Source organism: Kordiimonas lipolytica (genome assembly GCF_042651265.1).
GTDB lineage: Bacteria > Pseudomonadota > Alphaproteobacteria > Sphingomonadales > Kordiimonadaceae > Kordiimonas > Kordiimonas lipolytica.
On the sequence record NZ_JBHSCR010000003.1, the window covers coordinates 168632 to 189128 of the forward strand.

At 55.9% G+C, this 20497-nt stretch carries 13 protein-coding genes; 8 read left to right on the forward strand and 5 right to left on the reverse strand.

What is annotated here, in order from left to right:
- From ACFO5Q_RS05065 to galE, 5 genes are all read right to left on the reverse strand, one after another.
- A complete protein-coding gene (locus ACFO5Q_RS05065) occupies window positions 1-591 on the reverse strand; it encodes a hypothetical protein (protein ID WP_068149768.1) in 591 nt (196 codons plus the stop codon).
- Window positions 588-2435 carry a hypothetical protein gene (locus ACFO5Q_RS05070; protein ID WP_068149765.1) on the reverse strand — a complete coding sequence of 616 codons (1848 nt, stop codon included), beginning with the start codon at window positions 2433-2435 and terminating at the stop codon, window positions 588-590. Before ACFO5Q_RS05070 ends, ACFO5Q_RS05065 begins: the two co-directional genes overlap by 4 nt.
- A complete protein-coding gene (locus ACFO5Q_RS05075; RefSeq protein ID WP_068149762.1) occupies window positions 2432-3574 on the reverse strand; it encodes a glycosyltransferase in 1143 nt (380 codons plus the stop codon). The genes ACFO5Q_RS05070 and ACFO5Q_RS05075 overlap by 4 nt, the downstream gene beginning before the upstream one ends.
- A gap of 19 nt (window positions 3575-3593) precedes the next feature.
- Window positions 3594-4415: a sulfotransferase gene (locus ACFO5Q_RS05080; protein ID WP_068149759.1), complete on the reverse strand. Its 822-nt coding sequence runs from the start codon at window positions 4413-4415 to the stop codon at window positions 3594-3596.
- Window positions 4416-4490: 75 nt separating this feature from the next.
- Window positions 4491-5489, reverse strand: coding sequence for a UDP-glucose 4-epimerase GalE (gene galE / locus ACFO5Q_RS05085; protein ID WP_068149756.1), 999 nt, complete (start codon window positions 5487-5489; stop codon window positions 4491-4493).
- Window positions 5490-5709: 220 nt separating this feature from the next.
- On the opposite strand from galE, the gene ACFO5Q_RS05090 reads away from it, so the two are divergent.
- From ACFO5Q_RS05090 to ACFO5Q_RS05125, 8 genes are all read left to right on the forward strand, one after another.
- The gene (locus ACFO5Q_RS05090; protein ID WP_068149753.1) at window positions 5710-6927 is read left to right on the forward strand and encodes a glycosyltransferase; all 1218 of its coding nucleotides are present in this window, start codon (window positions 5710-5712) and stop codon (window positions 6925-6927) included.
- Between the two features lie 250 nt (window positions 6928-7177).
- A complete protein-coding gene (locus ACFO5Q_RS05095) occupies window positions 7178-9556 on the forward strand; it encodes a beta strand repeat-containing protein (RefSeq protein ID WP_068149750.1) in 2379 nt (792 codons plus the stop codon).
- A gap of 333 nt (window positions 9557-9889) precedes the next feature.
- Window positions 9890-11758, forward strand: coding sequence for a type I secretion system permease/ATPase (locus ACFO5Q_RS05100; RefSeq protein ID WP_068149744.1), 1869 nt, complete (start codon window positions 9890-9892; stop codon window positions 11756-11758).
- Window positions 11759-13129 (forward strand): HlyD family type I secretion periplasmic adaptor subunit, encoded by a 1371-nt coding sequence (locus tag ACFO5Q_RS05105; protein ID WP_068149743.1) that lies wholly within the window; start codon window positions 11759-11761, stop codon window positions 13127-13129.
- A gap of 29 nt (window positions 13130-13158) precedes the next feature.
- Window positions 13159-15297 (forward strand): DUF6212 domain-containing protein, encoded by a 2139-nt coding sequence (locus ACFO5Q_RS05110; protein ID WP_231727285.1) that lies wholly within the window; start codon window positions 13159-13161, stop codon window positions 15295-15297.
- Complete coding sequence (locus ACFO5Q_RS05115) at window positions 15290-17317, forward strand: glycosyltransferase family A protein (RefSeq protein WP_068149734.1); 2028 nt, start codon at window positions 15290-15292, stop codon at window positions 17315-17317. Before ACFO5Q_RS05110 ends, ACFO5Q_RS05115 begins: the two co-directional genes overlap by 8 nt.
- Window positions 17318-17426: 109 nt before the next feature.
- Window positions 17427-18554: a DegT/DnrJ/EryC1/StrS family aminotransferase gene (locus ACFO5Q_RS05120; RefSeq protein WP_156431996.1), complete on the forward strand. Its 1128-nt coding sequence runs from the start codon at window positions 17427-17429 to the stop codon at window positions 18552-18554.
- Complete coding sequence (locus ACFO5Q_RS05125; protein WP_068149727.1) at window positions 18551-20440, forward strand: tetratricopeptide repeat protein; 1890 nt, start codon at window positions 18551-18553, stop codon at window positions 20438-20440. The genes ACFO5Q_RS05120 and ACFO5Q_RS05125 overlap by 4 nt, the downstream gene beginning before the upstream one ends.
- The last annotated feature ends 57 nt before the right edge of the window (window positions 20441-20497 follow it).

The window sequence follows — 20497 nt, forward strand, 5'->3', positions numbered from 1 at the left end:
TTATTCCGCCGCTACGAAATTCACGTCACTGAGAGCGACGCTCGCATGCGTGTCCGGGCCTTTGTCGAAAGGGCGAATGCCGCCTGACTGCAAACGCAGGATATGAAACGGGCGCCCCGCCAGTGCGGGCACTCGTCCTTCGAATGTCCAGCCGTTCAGGCCTTTCCTGACAGCCACGCCTTCAACCGGTAGATGGTCCAGCCAAACTGTCAGTTCGTCCACAAAGCGTCGCCGCAAATATCCCGTGCCTGTGAGCTTGAGTGTTCCGCCAGCCGATGCGTCTACGGGCAGCAAGAGCGTGCCGATGCGGGCCATCCAGCGACGACCGATGCCTTTTTTGGTGTGGTCAAGCTTACCCCAGCCAGAGCCCACGAATTCATCGCCTTCAGCAAGAAGCTGCAACTGGCGCGACCGCGCGGGCCAGGAAGGTTGCTCTCCTGTGGAGCCCTGTGCAGCCAGTTCTTTTTCAAACCGCATCCGCTCCACGTCCAAAAGCGCGTCGATATAGTCGACAGCGGCTTTCGGAAAACGGCTTTCCGGCCCCTTCAGCGGCAGGTCGGATTGGGTGTTGGATGTGGATTTCTTTGTCATAGTGCTGACCATTCCAGTATCAGGCCCGCTTGCGCAAGCTGTTTTCGAAGGTCAATGGACCCAAGCGGTGTGCCGACCGTATTATCAAGGGCCATCAGGCGAAATTCCAGAAGCCCGAGAGAATCGGATGAAAGCGTCGCAGCCGTACCGCCGCTGATGGCGCAGCTGACGCCCGTGCCTGCAATCATATAGCGGGCGTCTGGCGCCCCGGCCTTCAGGAGGAACGAGCCACGCCTGTGGCCGACAACCAGCACGCACTGCAAAGCATGCCGGACCGTGTCGTGGCGCCAAAAGAGCCCGCAGTCTGGAAGGAAGCCCTCAGTGGGTGCGTTTCTGTCTGTCTCAACAAAATCGATTCGCAGGGTTAGTTTCGGTGCGATGCCCGCGCCCTCAAGAAGTCTGTCGCCATCTGCCGCGCCTTCAACGCTGCATCCGAAGCTGATGGCTTTCTGAGCTTTCAGGCCTTTCCTGACGCTCTCGAAAGTCACTGGCTGCCGGTGATTGCCGGGTGTGTGCCCGGAATCAAGGATAAGGGGCGCCTCATACCCGATTTTGGCCAGCAGGCTTGCAGCTTTTTCGCCGGTCAGTGTCGCAAGCCGGGCTGCCAGGGCGGGGGTGCAGAAATGCGGGGACCGCTCAATGTCAAGGCTTGGTAACAGCTCCCTGAGGACCGCTGGCGGTGGCACCGCGCCGATCAGTGCGGCGGTCTTTATGTTCGCTGCTACCTTGGGGCCGGCTTCGGTTGGCGCACTTGCGGGTTCCTCTGCGGGCTGGGACAAGTCTGCCTGCGCAATATCCGTTGCCTGCAACAAGGTTGACAGCGCATGGGCAGAGTCCGCGCCTTTGGTTGTTTGATGCTTTGCCAGGTGCGCTGCCAGTATTTTGTCAGAAAGGACGGCTGCGACACTGGTGGCCAGCGTGGCATGGGCCTTGCCGTGGGGCAGGGCGATGTGACTGCCCTCCGACAAGTGTCGGGTCCAGGGTTGGCCCGCCGTAAGGATCCGCTTTTGGGCCTGAATGGCAGATGCAAGGCCTGGGCTGCAGGCTTGGTCATGGCCATCCAGGAAGGCAACGATGTCAGCCTCTGCAATGGCAGCTGAAAGATGTCGTGCTGCCGGGTGGATGCTCAGGTGCGACACGTCCTTAAATGCATCGAAGACGGACAGGCTCTTGCGGCAGGCCTGCGCCGCGACACCTTCCTGCGCGACATATAGAACTGCCGGTGGCTTGTGGTCGCTGGTGTGCGGTTCAGCGATCACGGGCGGTTGGTCCAGTACCAGGTTTGGGGTCATTCCGGATGCCGTCAGCATGCGGGCCATGGCGGGGCTGGCAGCTATCAGCCCGGTTGCGGGTGACAGCAGTAGGTCGAGCGCCGGGGTGATGGCGGCCTGTGTCTTTGATTCCCGCCGGTGATGCACCCGCGCGGTATAAAGCGTGCTCGCATGTTGGCCAGTCCTGTCCTTCAGCCATCGCCAATAGGCATCGGGCCAGGTGCCGCCCGCGCGGCAGGTCGATTCGGCCAGCGGAAACAATGACAGCGTAGCAGGCATCACCACGCCCGGCGCCATGTGCAGCAATTCCAGCGGGAACAGGCTGTCGCCTTCCGACCCGGGAATATAAAGCCTTTGGTGCCCTTGGTAGGTGCCCCAGTTTGCCTGCAAGTCCCTGAGGCGGATGACGACAAACGGCAGCCCCTCAGGTGGTTCAGGCGCCATGTCATCAATCACGAAAGTCACATCCTGGCTGACGGCCAGCGTCTCCGCCGTGCTCAGGCCAAGGGCTGCTGCCGCACTCCGGAACGGGGGCAAGGAGCCAATGATCAGGGTGGCGTTTTCTTTTGTCATGCCGCGCTGTCCTCCGCCTTCGTCAGGCGCGGAAAGAGGAGATCCAGTGTTTCATATTGTGCCTTGAGGTAGGCACCATATATTTCCTGGCCCGACTGCTGCAGCACATCCAACTCTTTCCGGTCTGCCGCCAGTGTGGCAAGGCCGTCGCACAATGCGCCGATGGTGGCGCAGGCATGAAGCGGGTGTTCGGTAGGTATGCCGATCATCGCATCGCGGGTTGCCAAAAGAGGGCGCCCAAACCTGAGCGCCTCAACCGATTTGATCTTAAGCCCTGTGCCGCCCACATTGGGGTTCAGCACGATATCCATGTCTGAATAAAAGCCTTCCACACTGGGGACAAAGCCCAGGCGCTCATAAAAGGGCTCATCCGCGGGTGCTGTGTTACAGATCGGCCCGGCCAGGAACAACTCGCACTGGTCATGAAGGGCCGGGCGTTCCTTCAGGGCAATGCTGAGGCCCTTCAAGGCATTCACATTGATCGGGTTATCGCTGGCGATATAGCCCACCTTCAGCTTGGCTTGGCCGGGCATCTTCCTCCCCTTCAGGAACTGTGGCGGATCAAAGAAGCCAAGGGTGCTTACAGGCGTGTCGGTAAGGCCGCGGAAGGTTTTGGCTTCTTCGTCCTGGATGGCGATGACGCGGCTTGCGCGGGCAAGGGCTTTCGCTTCCTCTTTAGGGGTGGTGTAAAACCAGGATGGTTCAATGCCGTCCCGCTTCAGTGTCTTGTGCCTGTTGCCGAACACGTCGTGGGTATCGATATAACGCGGGATATCCTTTGGTACAGCCTCAAGCCATGCGCTTTGCCAGACATAGTTGGCAAGGCACAGCCTGATATCCCAGATGTCGAGAATACGGCTGGTCAGTTTGGTCACATCAGGCGAATGCCAGTCATCAATCAGATGGTGGCGGCGCCTGGACCGTTTCTTGATCACCTTCTCACGCGGCAGGATGTAGACATGCTCCCATGCCTCGCGCATGGCTTGTTCCTGTTCCTCGCTCAGGCCTTCCAGGCCGGTATAGACATAATGCAGCTGATAGCCCCGCGCCTGGATTTCCCGGCACACACTGTAAACCCGGGCGCGGTTGCCGTGGTTTTGCGGGTGACTGGGGATCGGGGCTGTGACAAGCGCATGCATGACTGCCTATGGCTTCCTTCTAGAAATCAAAGGTGATGTCAGGATCGCGACAATGATCAGTAATCATTTTCTTCTCGGCGTCCGTCAGCTTGACCTTGTTGGCACTGGTTTGAACCAGGCTTTTTTCCCGCGCTTCGGGCGGCAGGGTGGATAGATAATGTTCCTTGGTCAGGGTTTCGACCGGCGCGGAAAGGCCAAGCTTTTGGCCAATAATGTCCGACTGGGCGAAGTCCAGGAAACCTGCGGTGTCGTCTGCTACCGACTGATATTGCACCATCTTCAGCTTCGCGCGATTTTGTTCGATGATTTCCACATACTCCTGCCAGCGTTTGCAGAAGTTCTCCAGTATACTGATACGGTTCTGGTTCTTTGGGTCATCGTAACCGATGTCGCGGTGGTCCCGCATATGGCGGATCAGCGATGAGAAGACAGGAATCGCGGGACGATAAACACAGACATTGATTGCGTCCGGGAAGGTATAGTTGATTTCCCTAAGGCGGAAGATATTGTGAGGTGATTTTTCCACCGTGACCACACAGTCTTCCGGCATCGGCTTGCTGCCAAAAAAGATGTGATAGAAGATATTCTGCTGGAGAATCCGAAGCGAGTTCCGGTCTATCGGCGGAATACTGCCGAAGCCGTCATATACTTCCTTGTTCACAACTTCGATGTTGGCGTTGAACCTGCGTGCCAGGTCATGCACGCCGTGAAACATCAGCCGGAAATAGTCCTCTTCACCTTTGGCGTAGACACCATTGATGATGTCGAAAGCGCGGCCGACAAATGTAGTGCCACTTTTCGTGTAGCCACCGACAAAAATCTTTTTACACCGAAAGCTCATAAGTCTGTCTCTGTTCTTCTGCGTTTTACTGCTAGTGCAGTTTTACTGCTAGCCACCAGGTGGCTGTATCTCGCTTTACCTGTTCATGAAGCGCCAGGCATGCGCCACCATATCTATGAGGGCTGGCGTTTCCGGTTTCCAGTCCAATCTATCGCGCGCCTTGCTTGCATCGGCAACCAGTACAGCCGGGTCACCGGGGCGCCTTTCCTCTTCTTTTACAGCAAAATCGACACCCGTCACCTGTTTCGCGGCTTCAACCACTTCACGGACGGAAAATCCCTGTCCGTTCCCCAGGTTGAAGGCATCGTAAAAGCCGGCTTCGGAAGGCGTGTCCGAATCGTCCATGTCAAAAAGATGCTGCAGCGCTTTCACATGGGCGGTCGCAAGGTCGGCGACGTGGATATAATCACGAATGCAAGTGCCGTCACGCGTACCGTAGTCGGTCCCGAAGATGCTGATGGCATCGCGCTGGCCGCTTGCCGCCTGCAGTACCAGTGGGATCAAGTGTGTCTCTGGGTCGTGGCGTTCGCCCAGGCGGCCTTCCGCGTCAGCGCCTGCCGCGTTGAAATACCTGAGCGCGATGGCCTGAAGGCCTTCCGCCGCCGCCGTGTCCCTTAGCATGCATTCCACAGCCCATTTGGTCTGGCCATAGGGATTGATGGGGACCTTGGGCAGGTCTTCCGTAAGTGCCGCATCGGTCGAATCGCCATAAACCGCTGCAGTGGACGAAAATACCATCTTGCGGACACCGTGCCGGACCATCGCCCTGATAAGGTTCAAGCTGCCGGCGACATTGTTGTCGTAGAATTTCATCGGGTCACGCACGCTTTCGCCAGCCTCGATAAAGGCGGCGAAATGCACGACGGCATCTATGGGATAGTCCTGGAACAGTTGGTCCAGAAGGGCCTCATCGCGGATGTCGCCCTGGATGAAGCTGGCCTCCAGCACCGCATCCCGGTGCCCGTTAGACAGGTTGTCCAGCACCAGCGGCTGGTATCCTGCGGCTTTTAAAGCCAACAGGGTGTGGCTGCCGATAAAACCCGCGCCGCCTGGTACCAGGATTGTTTTCGCCATGGTTGCCCCCGATTGCCTATGCTCCGGCATTGTTGATGGTGCCGACCCTGCCTGTGCGGTGCTCGGCTCTTACCGTTTTCTGTTAAAGTCTTCTCAGCTTGTGTCAAGCGATAGGGTGTCTTGCTGCCTAAGCTCTTTTGTTCGGGGAACGCTTTCTTGCATCTGCCTCTTTTTTTGGCTAACAGCAGTGAAATCGTATTTTTGGGGACTTGTCATACATATGCGTATCCTTTTCATGCACAATAACTTTCCCGGGCAGTACCGGCGCATTGTCGACCATATTAAAGACAAGCCTGGCCTGCAGATGGTCGCAGCGACACTGGCGAGTAATCAGCAGCAGTTCCGGCCAAAGAGAGTGAACTTCAAGCCGCACCGGGAACCGTCGAACAAGATCCATCCGGCGATTCATTCCACGGAGAAGGCTGTGCTGATGGGGCAGGCTGCTTACAAAGCATTGATGCCACTTCAGAAAAAAGGATATCGCCCTGATATCATCCTGTCGCATTCGGGCTGGGGCTCGAACATGTTCCTCAAGGACCTGTTCCCGGATTCGAAATTGCTGACTTATTATGAGTGGTATTACCACAGCCGCTTCTCTGATGGCGATTTCCTGCGTGGTGAGCCTTATGATGCTAATGGCCAGCTTCGCATCCGCATGAAGAATACGCCGATCCTGCAGGACCTGGCGGCGATGGACTGGGGCCAGTGCCCAACCCGTTTCCAGCACAGCAAGTTTCCTGACATCTTTAAAGACAGGATCAGTGTCTTGCACGACGGCGTGGATACTGATTTCTTCCAGCCGAACCCAAGCGCCAAGGTTTCGGTCGGAAAACATACGTTCACGGCGGAGGATGAGGTTATCACCTATGTCGCGCGTGGTATGGAGCCCTATCGCGGTTTCCCACAGTTCATAGAGACTGTCTCGCGGTTGCAGAAGATGCGCCCGAATGTCCATGCTGTTGTGCTGGGCAACGACAGGGTCGCTTATGGATCAGAACGCGCAGACGGCAAGTCCTATAAAGAATGGGCGCTTGAAGAATTCCAGCCGGACATGGACCGGCTTCATTTCCTTGGGCTGCAGCCGCTCAAGGTGTTTCGTTCATTGATGCAGATCACGTCAGCCCACGTATACCTTACAGTGCCCTTCGTTCTTTCCTGGTCTATGTTGGAGGCCATGGGGGCAGGGGCCTTGATTGTGGGGTCAGACACGGATCCGGTCCGCGAACTGATCACCGACGGGCAAAATGGCGTGCTGGTGCCCTTCAAGGAGCCAGAGGTAATTGCAGAGCAGCTGAACCGGATTCTGGACAACCGCCAGGACTATGCGGAGCTCAAAAAAGCGGCCCGCGACCACATTGTTGCCAAATATTCGGTAAAAGATCTTTTGCCGCAGTATTGGCAGCTGATAGAAAGTGTTGCAAACGGGTCACAGATTTAGCCCCATCTTTGCTTTTATTGCGGAGACACAAAAAGCACGGTTGAATTGTAGGCGCCATGATGGTGTTCTGTCGGCTGTGTTAAAGGTACGGACAAAACTTAGTTATTTATCTTGACTATATAAGCGCGTAGCTCAATTATGCGGTTGACATTATTGGCATTCTCTCGCTAGAGAGTGTCTCAGGGGGCTATAAGACCTACGTTCGTGCCTCACAATTAGACAATGTGTTTGCTTTTTCAGGAGGAAAGCTATGGCAGACAAGATTTTTGGTACATCTGCGGCGGAGACGATCCCGGGCACGGAGCAGGATGATTTCATCAATGCTGGTGGTGGTCAGGATACCGTTTCTGGCGGTGATGGTGACGATACGCTGAATGGCGGTGTCGGTGTTGGTACCGGTGTCGGTAACACAGCAAACGACATCCTTGATGGCGGTAACGGCGACGACTTGCTGATCGGTAACGATGGTGACGACAGCCTTAACGGCGAAGACGGCGACGACGTAGCTCGTGGCGGTATTGGCAACGACGTACTCACTGGCGGCGACGGCAACGACGACCTCTCTGGTGGTGACGGCAACGACCAAATCGACGGTGGCGCTAACGACGATACGATCACCGGCGGCAACGGCGATGACATTATCGGCGGTGATGGCGGCGACGACATGATCACAACTGGTGTGAACGGCACTGGTAACGATCAGGCTGACGGCGATGCTGGCGACGATACGATCGACGCTACTGGTTCTGCGACTGCCGATATCGATGGTGGTGCAGGCGATGACTTGCTGTACGGTTCCGCTGGTAGTGACCTCATTGAAGGTGGTTTGAACGACGATACTGCCGTAATTTCCGGTGAGATCGCAGCTACTACTGATTTTGCAGGTAACTCTGTAGCGTCTACCTCTGAAGTGGCTGGCACTGACTTGCTGACAAACGTTGAAACTGTGCAGTTTGACAACGTGACGCTGGATCTTACCAGCTCTGCTGGTCAAGAGTTCACGGCTTCTGATTCTGCTACAGTTCTGGATGCTGATGAAGGCGCTACTGCTGACATCGACCTGAGCGACAACATCTTCAACTACGACGGTGCCATCGTTGAAGCTAACGACGGTAACAACAACGATGGTTGGACGATCGTATCGGTTGCAGGTACAGCAATTGCTGCGGACGGCGACACTGTTGCGCTGGCAACTGGTTCTGTTATCACTGTTAACGACAGTGTGATTGAATCCACTGATATCGCTGCTCACCTGACGTATGCGCCAGATGCTTCGCTTGGTTACAACATGAACGGCGACGGCGATGACGACATTGTTGTTGTTATTGAAGACAGCGCCGGCAAGCAGATGGAAATCACCATTTCTCTGGACACAGACGATGGTGACGGCGATGTGTTCGCTGGTGACGAAGGTGCTACGCTGACTGGTACTTCCGGTGCTGACAGCATGACTGGCGGCGACGGTAATGACCGCGTTAAAGCAAACGATGGCAACGACACCCTTCTTGGTGGTGACGGCGACGATACGCTGACAGGCGGTAACGGCGACGACTTCTCCCATGGTGGCGCTGGCAACGATGCGATCTGGTCTGGTGGCGACGGTGCTGACCAGTCTTCCGGTGACGCTGGTGACGATACTATCGCCGGTGGCGACGGTAACGACATCCTCGTTGGTGACGGTTCTGACCAGCTTAGCGTGAAAGACACGACTGGCACTTCACGCGGTGACGACGTGATCTTCGGTGGCTCTGGCGTTGACATCATCTACGGTGATGAATTCGATGTTGGTGGTACTTCCGACAGCACTCTCGACGGTGCTGACCAACTCTGGGCCGGTTCTGGCAATGACATCATCTTCGGCGGTGGCGGCAACGACGTTATCGGCGGCGGTGCTGACAACGACAGCATCAACGGTAACAGCGGTGACGACACCATCTACTCCGGTGCTGACGGTAACGAAACTATCGACGGTGGCGCAGGCGATGACCTGATCTTCGGTGGTGCTAACGACGATGACATCACTGGCGGTGCTGGTGACGACGTTATGTTCGGCGGCGCTGACGACGACACCATGGACGGTGGCGACGGCAACGACGAGATCTACGGCGGTACTGGTGCTGACGTGATCGACGGTGGTAACAACGAAGATACCATCCGCGGCGGTGACGGCGACGACACCATGAACGGTGACGCTGGCGACGACGTGATCTTCGGTCAAGACGGCAACGACGACATCGATGGCGGTCTCGGCGACGATGTGATCGACGGCGGTGCAGGCAACGACGACATTGCTGATAGCGATGGCGACGACACTGTCGACGGTGGCGAAGGCAACGACGTGCTCAATGCCGGTACTGGTAACGACGTTCTGACTGGTGGCGACGGTGCTGACACCTTCGTAATCGACGACATCGCTGGTAGCGATATCGTGATCACAGACTTCGACGTTGATAACGATACGCTTGACCTGCAAGCCTTCCTCGGCAGCATCCCAGACGTGTTTGAGGTTTCCACTCAGACATCTCAGGGTGGGGTTAACGGTGTCCTGATCGACCTTGGTGGCGGTCAGTCCCTGTTCCTGCAGAATGTTGAGCTCGGCGACTTCGCAAAAGCGGATATCGATCTCTAAGTCGACTGCGACAAAAGAATGTTGGAAAGGGAGGCTTTGGCCTCCCTTTTCTTTTGGTATTTCGCCTGTTTCCTGGATGTGCGGCTGCTTGCGCCTGCGGTGTAGGCTGCATCATTTATTGTGTCAGATACATAAATGCTGGAAAGGCGCCATGCTGCGGCATTTCGACTTGCGGGGAATTTGATCAAAATATCGACACAGTCGTAGCCATATGCTACCACTTCGCCCTTGAGGGGGGTCTTGCGGGATTACCCCTGTTGCGCGGGGGCGAGATTTAGACCATTTTGGATTTTTCCCTGATTGGGTTTTTGACCAGAGCAAGGTTTTTGCTGAATGTCACTTATTGAAGACTATAAGGCCGAAGAAGCGATTCTGAAAAAGTCGCTGAAAAAGGCCGGCCTCTATTCCGTACTCGCCAGCTTTACCATGCTGGCTGTGCCGATGTTTTTGTTCCAGGTATATGACCGTGTGCTGCAGTCACGCAGTTTTGAAACATTGATCGCGATGGCCATATTCGCCATCGTTGTCCTGCTGGCGTATGGTGTTTTCGACTCCGTTCGTAATAGCCTGCTGGCCAAGGCGGGCGTAGAGCTGGAGGCGAAGGTTTCAGGGCTGCTGCTGGCTGGCGAGCTTTCGCGGCAGCATGGCGCTAGCGCCCAAAGCCTGCGCGACCTTTCTGCGATCAGGCAAGCGGTTGCGTCTCCGGCTTTTGGTGCGCTTTTCGACCTGCCCTTTATGCCAGTTTTCATGATTTTGATTTTCCTGATCCACCCGGTTCTCGGCGTGGTCGTGGTATTGGGCGCCGGTATCCTTGCCTTTATGGGGGTTTGGGGTGATCGTGCGACAGCCGCGCAGAACCAGGAACACATGCAAGCTCTTGTGAAGTCACATCAGGTGCTGGACATGCATATGAATTCCCAGGAAATCATTCGTGCCCAGGGTATGTACCGCGAAGTGGTGGAGCATTGGGGCCAGCACCAGGGCAAGCAACTGGACAAATATATCAACTCCACGCTTCAGATGACCAATTTCAGCTCGGCGTCCAAAGCGACACGGCAGGTGATTCAGGTTATCATGATCGGCACCGGCGCACTTTTGGTGCTGGCGGACCAGGCAACGGCTGGTGTGATTTTTGCCACCTCGATGATTGGTGGCCGGGCCTTGTCGCCTGTTGAACAAATTGTCGGTGGCTGGCGCGTTCTGAAGCAGGCCTACGGCACTCGCAGCCGCCTTATGACGCGTCTGGAGGAAATGGACCTGCCGGAAAACCGGACACTGTTGCCCCGACCCAAGGGCCATATTCAGCTGGAGCGCGTGGTTTACGTTCCTCAACCGGGTGTACCGCCTATCATCAAAGGCGTTAATGGCACGATTCAGGCGGGCGATAGCATTGCTATCATCGGGCCGTCTGGTGCAGGTAAATCGACACTGGCTCGACTGATCGTCGGCTACCTTCTGCCAAGTGCCGGCGTTGTCGCTCTTGACGGTCAGGATCTCAAGGTGTGGGATCCAATCGCCAAAGGCCTTCATATGGGCTACATGCCGCAGACGAGCACCTTTTTCGAGGCAACGGTACGGGAAAACATCGCCCGACTTCGTAAGAATGACCCGGAAGAGCTTGCCATTGAAGCTGCCAAGCGCTGCGGTGTCCATGAGCTTCTGATGAAGCTGCCGCAAGGCTACGACACTGTGATTTCGAAAAACGGCTTCTATCCGTCTGGTGGCCAGGCCCAACTTATTGCGCTGGCCCGTGCCTTTTATGGCAACCCGGCTGTGCTTGTTCTGGATGAACCTAACGCATCGCTGGATACAGCCGGTGAACAGGTATTCCACCGGGCACTGCACACCGCGACCAGAAGCGGCATCACAACAGTTGTCGTTACCCAGCGTCCATCTGTCTTGCAGCATGTATCCAAGGTGATGGTAATGCAGGACGGCGCGATCAAGGAATTCGGTCCCAAAGAAGAAGTGATGAAAAGCGGTATCGTGAAAGCGGTGCCAGGCAAAGGCGCAGCCAAGCCGGCAGCGAAACCTGCTCAGACAGTAAAAGCTGCTCCGGCGGCTAAGCCTGCAGCAAAGGCTGATGCCAAGCCGACCACCGCGACGCAAGCAGACAGCGAAAAACTGAAGGAACAGCCCCAACAAGCGCGTAAGGTCGATGTCAAGATCGACCCCAATAGCGCAAAGAAAAAGGAGGCGTAAATGTCACAAGAGCTTACGCCCACAAAAGGAGCCCAGGTTCCAGCACTTGCGCAAGACCGTTTCGAACGGGCAGCACTTCAAGCCTGGCATGAGCAGGTCGACACTGACCCGACCCCCATCCTCAAACGCGCCATGTGGGTGCTGATCATTGTTTTCGGTTTTGGTGGCCTGTGGTCTGTTTCAGTAGATATCGGGGGCGCGGTGATTGCCAGTGGCCGCGTGATCGCAAAAGACCGTAACCGCGTTGTCCAGCATCTGGAAGGCGGCATCCTGGATGAACTCATGGTCCGCGAAGGCGACCGTGTTCAGGCAGGGGATATTATCGCCCGTCTCGACGATACGCAAATAAAGGCCCAGCTTAACGCTGCAGAGCTGCAACGGGCTGTCTTTGATGCACAGCTTGCGCGTCGGCGCGCCGAAACGCAGTTTGCCGAAACAATCGCGTTTCCGCCCGACGTGCCGGAGCACATCCGCAACACAGAGCGCTACCAAGAGACCGTGGAAAGTGAGCGGCAGGAATTTGATGCACAGCGCCGCTTCTACCTTGCGAAAATGGATATTCTGGAAACTAAGATCGCCGGACAGAATGTCAATATTCAGGGGACGCAGGCTATTCTTGAGGCCTATGAACGGCAGCTGGTGTCTTACCGACTTGAGCTCAAGGACTTCCGTGAGTTGTTGACACAAGGCCTGATCAAACGGACCCAGGTATTTGCCACCGAACGTAAGGTCGCTGAGGTGGAAGCGCAACTTGCCAACGCCAAGCTCGAAATCGAGAACGCGCGAAATAACATCGACAACCTGACCCGGGAAAAACGCCAGACGAGACTGTCCTACCTCAAGGAGGCCAACTCGATTCTGGTGCAGATTCAGCAGCGTATCAACCAAACCGAAGCCCAGATCACGCGCCTACGCGACATGGCGGCCCGTAGCGATATCAAGTCACCGGTGGATGGCACCATTTTCCGGATCGCAACGCGGACCCTGGGGGCTGTTGTGCGTCCCGGTGAAACCATGCTGGAGATATTCCCACACAATGATGCACTGACCATCGAGGCATCGGTGCAGCTTAAGGATATCGAACAGGTTCAGGTCGGCCAGGAAGTTCAAGTGGTCTTTCCGTCTGACCGGGAAAAAAGCATGACGCCAATCCCCGGCCATCTGGTTTATCTGTCTGCTGACGCTGTCGTGTCCGAGCAGAATCCGATGGGCAGCTATGTGGCTCACATCACGATCAACCCGGGTGAAGACACAACAGATCTGCTTCCAGGTAACTTTGCGGAGGTCTATATCAAGACTGAACCAAAGACATTCCTGGAACATATTTCACGGCCGTTCACACGCTTTACGTTCCGCATGTTCAAAGGCTAATCTGGCGCGAGCACTGGGGGAGAATTTTGGTGAAGATTGAGCTGACGCTCGCAGCGTTCAAGACTGTCTATTCCGGAACGTCGCTGTTCCTGGTGGGCGAGGACGTCCTTCCCACCGTTAGAGACGTGTTGGGCACAGATGTTCGGTTTGTGGTCCTTGGGGCGGATGGCTGCATTTATGAAGCCAATGAGCACCCAAGCGGCCTTGACACGCGCCGGGCCCCTGTGGGTATGGCCATTGGGCTTCGTGGCATCCTGGCAGGCCGTGACACGATCGCTGCCGCCAAGGCGTGGGATGACCATGCCCACAAGCAGAAAATGTTCGAACCCGCCCCCATTAAGACCCTGTCAGGCATGAAGGGACGGATCAGGCTTGATGCCGTACGTTTCATGCTGGATTGTAAGACGCGGGAAAGTGCTGACCTCCAGGCCCAAATGGCCCAGAAAGAAGCTGGTATGTCTTACTTGCGACGCAAGAATGAAGGCCTGCTTCTCAATATGGAGAAAGCCCGCAGGATGATCCGCGGTGCAGGCTTTGGCTTACAGCACATTGCCGCCGAATTACCCGTAGGGGACGAGACAATCGGGCCGGGTGGTACCATTGATACTACCCATTTCACGCAGCTATTGCCGGCAGATTCGGCAGGCTTGTGGGCTGTATCCCTTTATGCTGTTGCATCTGTGGAAAGTACTCGTGGTACTGATGGAAGCCTCGAGGTGCGCGTGGTGCGCGCGAGCGACGGGTTATGCCTTGCGCATGACACAAAGTCCTACTCCATCATGGAAGGCTGGCTGCAGTTTGATCTCAGCGACGCCTGCAGTACCATCATGGGCGACGCCTTTTTGGAGGTGTCATGGAGCGGCAATGAGGCAGGCGCGCCGCTATTGGCGCTGGCTGATGTGACCGCGGACCGGTTCGGTGATGATAATGGCCGCACCCTGGCCCTCAGGCTGATGAAAGGTTTTGCGGATCCCGTCGACGGCGCGGAAAGCGAAGGCGGTTACAGCCTATCTCCTCTTTTGCGGCATTCAGTTTCGGCTATTGAGTTGCAGCGCCGCGCGGCATGGGCTTTTGATGACCTGATCGCCGAATTGCCTACAGACGGTTCATTGCTTTCCATGGGCATGAGGGAAGGATGGCTTCAAACCCATCCACACGAAAAAGGGCCTTCAGGCGCCAGGTTTGCGGGCGCATTGTTGGCCGGGGTCGCTGAAGTAAGCGTTTCTGCGCAGACCGCGCACGAAAGGGGGCCTGCCGCTGTCTATTCCGTGCTGGCAGTGGAACATCTGGACGGAGAAGACGCCCAGGCACGCAGCCGCAAGGTTCTTGAATTTCTATCAGGGGATGGTGACCTTGCAGGTGTGCATGCTGTGCAGCGTCTTGTCGCGCCCATGCAGGCACTCTCGCTGACACTGCAGCTTGAACGCCCTCTTGAGCGGCGGGCAGATCTCTATCTGGTGGTTGAAATCCCGGACGGCAACCCAGCATTTGGCTGGTGCCGTTGGTCTGATCTTGAGATTGGCCTGCCCTGGCCGGAACAGGATAGCGACCTAGCCCCGGCCCTTGGGGGCGGGTCAACGGCCCTGCGCCTGCGGTCACTGAAATTCCCGGCTCTCGCAGGACGGATTGAATTTGTATCCGGTGCGAAAAAACTGGATGAGCTGACGAAAAGCCTTGGCTTTTCACCGCTGCTTGTCAGTGAGGAAACCGGTAGTCTGCAAACACATCCACTTCAGGACCAGCTTTCTGCTGCGATGCTGGAGGGCGGGGTTCCGACGACTGCAATTCGCGTGGCCAGCGAGGTTGAAACTGCGCACGATGCTGCGCCAGCTTTTCTTTATGTTTTGGCGGTCGTGTCCCCGAGCGTGAGCGAAAAAGCACGAGCTATTCGCAATGTCATGTCCCGCATTGATGCGCAGGACCCCTCAACCTGGCAAGGTGTTAACAGTCGCAAGACGGTGCAGTGGCAGGCGATGGTGCTGTATGCCCGCCAGGCAGCGACTATCGAGATTGAACTGGCGCTTGAACTTGACGCGCCAGGCGATGTGGTTTTCGCCGTCAAGCCGGCTGGGGAATCTGTCAGTTATGGCTGGTGCCGCTGGTATTCGCTGAACATCACAACCGCGCCCGAGGCGCAAGTCGTGATCGGTCAAGCGGACAATGGCTGACATTACGGCAGATAATGTGGCGGAGGCGCCAGCACGGCATGGCACCATTGGTGTTGTGATCCCCGGGTATGGCCACCCCCAGTTCCTGTCGGAAGCGATTATCAGTGCCTGTACGCAAGATATCGACCAGCCCGTGCAGGTTGTGGTGGTGGACGATGGCTGCCGGTTCCCTGAAACGGGAAAGGTGGTTGCCAACCTGATGGAACGCTTCCCAGGTGTGCTCTATTACCTGCGGCAGGAGAATACGCGCCTGCCTGGGGCAAGAAACGCTGGTGTTCGGTTTCTGATGTCTATTGTGTCCGACCTGGACGCTATCTTCTTTCTTGATGCAGACAATCGCCTGTCGCCTTATTCGTTGCGGCGTTATCGAGAGGTGCTGGGTGATGATCCGCTGGTTGGCTGGGCATACCCTGATATTTCCTTCATGGGCCTGACTTGGGGCGAAGAGGGTTTCGATACCCGCGAAACCGCGCCTCAGTACAGCAAGCTCAAGCATCTACTCGGCAATATCTCTGAAGCGGGCTCTTTGGTGCGTATCGATATGTTCCGTCAGGGTGTCTTCTTTGATGAGACCATGCGTTTTGGCTTTGAAGACTGGGACTTCTGGTTGACTGCGCTTGGTGCCGGGTATGTCGGCCGTCGGGTGCAGCATGCCGGTTTCCTGTATCGGCGTCGGCCAGAAAGCATGCTCGCGGATTCCCGTCGCCAGGAAGACGAATTGATTTCGAAAATGCGCCGCAAGCATGCGGCTCTTTTCACCCCGCGCCATGTGATGAGGCTGGAGCACTCTGAGGCGCCTTATTTTGCGCTTCTGTTTGCTGATTCAGATGATGTGATACTGACGAGCGACCCGCTTGGAGAGGGGCATTATCTGGCACGGAATGAATTTTATGCCCTTGTTCGCCGTTGGCATCATGACCGGAGAGAGTTTTTCTTCCCGGCCAGCATCGTGGTGCTGACCCAAGCGCAGTGGCAGCAATTGCAGGCACAGCCACAATATATTCGCTGGCTATTCTGGGCGCTCAAGGAGTTGCCAGGCACAATCCATCGCTGGCTGTTTGAAAGCAGACCGCGGCCTTATTTCGAAGGCCTGCCTGCAGATACGCCAGATATGGTGAACAGCATCCTGCATGTAACGGCTGAAGGATTGGCGGACCTGTTACGCGACGCGGCTGCAGACGAGGGCGCGGCGCTGCCTGAATTTGTTCCAGCTGTTTTCCAGACACCAGAGGCGCTTTTGTCCGGTGGCAGCAAGGAAGCCTACGCAAGCCTGTTTGATTGCCTTAAGGCGCTGGTGGCGGAGGCGCTACCGCAACGCGCGCGGGTGCGCCATGCTGGCCGACGTTTTGCGGGGCCCAGCGCACTAGCTTGCCGCAATGTTCTTGTGAATGACATCTGCGCCGAAGAACAGCGGAAGCCGTTTCCTACGGCCACGAACAGCAGTCGTACGCTTGTGGCGGTCGATCAGGATACCCTCGCGGACAGTGCGAAATGTGGTCACTTCGCCGAACTTCTCAAGCGCCTCAGAGACACGACAGACAGCATTCTTCTTGTTATTGAACGCGGCACCAAACGGGATCTTGAAAGCCTGCACCCAGACCTGTGGATGCCGCTCATCGAGGACCTGGTCATGCTGGACCGGGTGCCGAGCGGCCTTGAATACCGCATCTATCTGGGGCGCCGTATTTATAGCCTGTTTACACTTAAATCCAAGGAAGACGGCGCCATTCTGGCTCGTACCGTGGACCGGGTTATCACCATAGGAGCGGCCGCATTTCTTGAGGTGTTGGGGGATGCAAGGCAGCACGGTGTTAAAGGTTATGTGTTTTTTGACAGCATTTTTGCTGATGCCGGGCCGCTTGATTCAGAAGACAGTGCAAAAATTCTGGCATTTGAGCATGCGGAAGAGCTGGTCGTCTGCGACAATGATGCGATGTCAGGAGCACTATCGGCTCAGGGCTTCCCACCAGCCAAGTTTGTCAAGCCGCAGGAATTCTTTGATATGTTGGAAAGCCAGTGAGGCCAGTGTGACGTATCAGATGAACCGGCATATGTTGAAAAGCCACTCTATAGCTTTTATAGAGAGTCGGTCTTATTTGCCCGGCGTGGCATTTTTTTAGGGTACTTCATTGTCGACACCTTTCCGTATAAATTGCCTTGTGCCTGACCTTCCTGCCCCGCAAGAAGTTCTGCCGTTCTTGCAGGAAATGCATGAAAACCGCTGGTACTCAAACTTCGGGCCATTGGTGAAACGCTTTGAGGCTGAACTGACGGCATTCCTTGAGCGTGAAAACGGTGCCGAAGGCTGCCATGTGGCAACTTTTTCTTCTGCCACCACCGCGCTTGAGTTGGCGCTGAAGGCCATGAACCTGCCAGCCGGTTCCAATGTTCTGGTACCTGCGATTACTTTTCCTGCAACCGCCCTTGTGGTGATTAACGCTGGCCTTACCCCGGTCTTGGCCGATGTCGACAGGGAAACCTGGGAACTATCACCAGCAATTGCAAACGCGGCACTGGCGCAGGATGACTATGCGGCTGTCATTCCAGTTGCTGCGTTTGGCCGCCCTGTGGAATCTGTTGTATGGTCCGCCTTCCAGAAAGAGACGGGCGTGCCTGTCATTCTGGATGTAGCCGCCGCATTGGGACAGCAGGATATTCACAAAGACCTGACCTATTGCTTCAGCCTGCACGCCACAAAGCCTTTTGGTGTGGGCGAGGGCGGCTTGCTTGTCAGCGGCGATGAGGCGCTGATCACCCTAAGTCGGTCGCTTTCCAATTTTGGGTTCCAAGGGTCCGCCGGTGTCGTTCAACAGACAGGGACTAATGCCAAGTTCGCTGAATATTTCGCCGCAGTAGGCCTTGTGCAGACGGCGCGCTGGAAGGAAGTGTCGGGCCGTCGTCAAGCTGTGCTGGATCAGTATCTGGAAGGCCTGAAAAAGGTTGGCAACACAGTGACATTGCAGCAGGGAACCGGGGACTTCATTCCTGCAGTTTTTCCGGTATATGTACCGGGTAAGGCAGAGGCCCTTGTCGCCCGCATGAACCAAGCGAGCATTCAGACCCGGCGCTGGTATCTGCCGCCCCTTTATGACCATCCTGCGCTTGCGCATCTGCCATATGCCGACAAGGAAACGGATACACCGTTTCCAGCCAGCGAAGAGTTGCGGAACGGCCTTGTGGGGCTGCCATTCCATGCGTTTCTAAGTAACGAAGATATTGAAGAGATTTGCGACCTTGTCGCGGAGGTAGCTGCGTGAGTACCAAGCCTGAGCCGAAGTTGATTGACCGGATCAAGAAGTTTGACCGCAATGTACGGAACAAGGAATTCGACCAAGCCGTCAGGGCGCTTGAAGGCATCCTGCAGATTGTCGAACGCGGGTCGGAAGGCTTTGGCGGCGATATTGTGGCAAGTGGTCCCTTGATGGAACGTGAAGCGACCATTCTGGCGTCTGCTGTGACCTCCCTTTTGGCGGACGCAGACTTCAAAATGACCAACATGACATTCCGTTTCTTCACCCAGTTCAAGCGGGCGCTTATGCAGGTGTTTGAGGTGAGCGGCTATCGCGGCACCGATCATATGCTTGAGGTCATCGGAACAAAGGACCAGGATGGCAAATTCAGCTTCAAGGGTTTTGAGCTACCTAAATTGTTTGCAGGTTTGTCTATCAACTCACTGACGCCGCCCCTGTTGCAGCTGCTGAAGCGCCAAAGTCCGGACATTTCCTGGCCATTGGTGATCGGCTATTTGTCAGAGCAGTTGCTGTGGGACATGAAGGCCGAAAATGCCCGTTCGGAAATGTTGACTTGGAGCGATATCTGGAAAGATATGCCAGGGTCCGTGCAAAATGTTCGTAATCTAGGTCCTGCCTATATGGGGTGCAGTTATGCTGACGCCCGTCATAAGCACGAGATCAAGCGCGCCATGAACCGCATTACGCGCAGCTATCTTGAAAGTCGGGGCGTGACAGATGCAGACCTGCCAGCGGAGCGCCGCGCGGTCAAACGGCGTCCGACGGTTATCGTGATGGCGGAACTTTATGATTCCCATCATGCCATGCACCGCTGTTATGGTGGCGCCATCCGTTCGCTTAAGCGTGATTTCAAGACCATCTACATGTCACCGACAGGCGAGTGCGACAAGGCAATACATGAGATGTTCGACAAGGTGGATGACACCAAGTTCGACCTTAAGAAGCCTGAAGTTTTCATCAATAAGATGAAATCCTACCGCCCTGATATTGTCTATTATCCAAGCATTGGCATGCGTCTGGTCAGCATTCTTGCCTCGAACGTGCGTATTGCTCCGATCCAGATGATGACTTTCGGGCATCCGGCCACGACTTTCTCCCCGCACATTGACTATAGCATTCTAGTGGAAGGTCAGTTGGGGGCCGAAGACGTTATCAATGAGACGATATTGTATCGGCCATCTGCGCCGCGATGGCATCGTCGTCGCGATGCTGAGGATATCGCGCCCAATATCCGCAAGAAGCCAAGCCCTGTTCGGATTGCGGTCCCTGCTTGGTCGCGCAAGGTGACACCGCGGTTCCTTGCGGCTTGTGGCGAGATCAAAAAGCGATCCGAAGCTGCAGGCCGGTCGGTTGAGTTCCACTTCTTTCCCAACGGGGTGGGACCACTTTTTCAGGCAGTGGCTCGTCGGATCCAAGAAATGCTGCCAGCCAAGGTCTGGCCACGGACAGGCTACAATAAATATATCGCTCGCCTGAACAACTGTGACATTTTCCTCAGTTCCTTTCCGTTTGGAGCCACCAATGGCATCATTGATGCCGCGCTGCAGGGGCTGCCGGTGGTGAATCTGAAGGGCGATGAAGTCCACGCCAGGAACGATTCCGACATTGTTGCCAAATTCGAACAACCTGAATGGTTGAGCACGGATTCCGTTGAAGACTATATCAAGGCGGTTGTGCGGCTGGTGACCAACGACGAAGAGCGAGTGGCCATCAGTGAAGCTATTGCCAATTTCGACCACGAGGCTGGCCTGCTGGTGCCTGATGACGATCATAGTGAAGAGTTTGCAACTGTCGTGAACGCGGCTTATAAAAACCATGAAGCCATTCAGCAGTCGAACGATCACAGCTGGTCGTTCGAACGGTTGAAAGCAAGCCTTTCCGCCGAGAATTAGGCCCGGTAGAGAGCCTTGCTGGCTGCAGATGTGCGCTTCCGCCCAAAGTGGAAGTTG

Excerpts from the sequence above, each read along its gene's own strand:
- ACFO5Q_RS05065 (WP_068149768.1), bottom strand. The coding sequence starts at position 591 with ATGACAAAGAAATCCACATCCAACACCCAATCCGACCTGCCGCTGAAG.
- ACFO5Q_RS05070 (WP_068149765.1), bottom strand. The coding sequence starts at position 2,435 with ATGACAAAAGAAAACGCCACCCTGATCATTGGCTCCTTGCCCCCGTTC.
- ACFO5Q_RS05075 (WP_068149762.1), bottom strand. The coding sequence starts at position 3,574 with ATGCATGCGCTTGTCACAGCCCCGATCCCCAGTCACCCGCAAAACCAC.
- ACFO5Q_RS05080 (WP_068149759.1), bottom strand. The coding sequence starts at position 4,415 with ATGAGCTTTCGGTGTAAAAAGATTTTTGTCGGTGGCTACACGAAAAGT.
- galE (WP_068149756.1), bottom strand. The coding sequence starts at position 5,489 with ATGGCGAAAACAATCCTGGTACCAGGCGGCGCGGGTTTTATCGGCAGC.
- ACFO5Q_RS05090 (WP_068149753.1), top strand. The coding sequence starts at position 5,710 with ATGCGTATCCTTTTCATGCACAATAACTTTCCCGGGCAGTACCGGCGC.
- ACFO5Q_RS05095 (WP_068149750.1), top strand. The coding sequence starts at position 7,178 with ATGGCAGACAAGATTTTTGGTACATCTGCGGCGGAGACGATCCCGGGC.
- ACFO5Q_RS05100 (WP_068149744.1), top strand. The coding sequence starts at position 9,890 with ATGTCACTTATTGAAGACTATAAGGCCGAAGAAGCGATTCTGAAAAAG.
- ACFO5Q_RS05105 (WP_068149743.1), top strand. The coding sequence starts at position 11,759 with ATGTCACAAGAGCTTACGCCCACAAAAGGAGCCCAGGTTCCAGCACTT.
- ACFO5Q_RS05115 (WP_068149734.1), top strand. The coding sequence starts at position 15,290 with ATGGCTGACATTACGGCAGATAATGTGGCGGAGGCGCCAGCACGGCAT.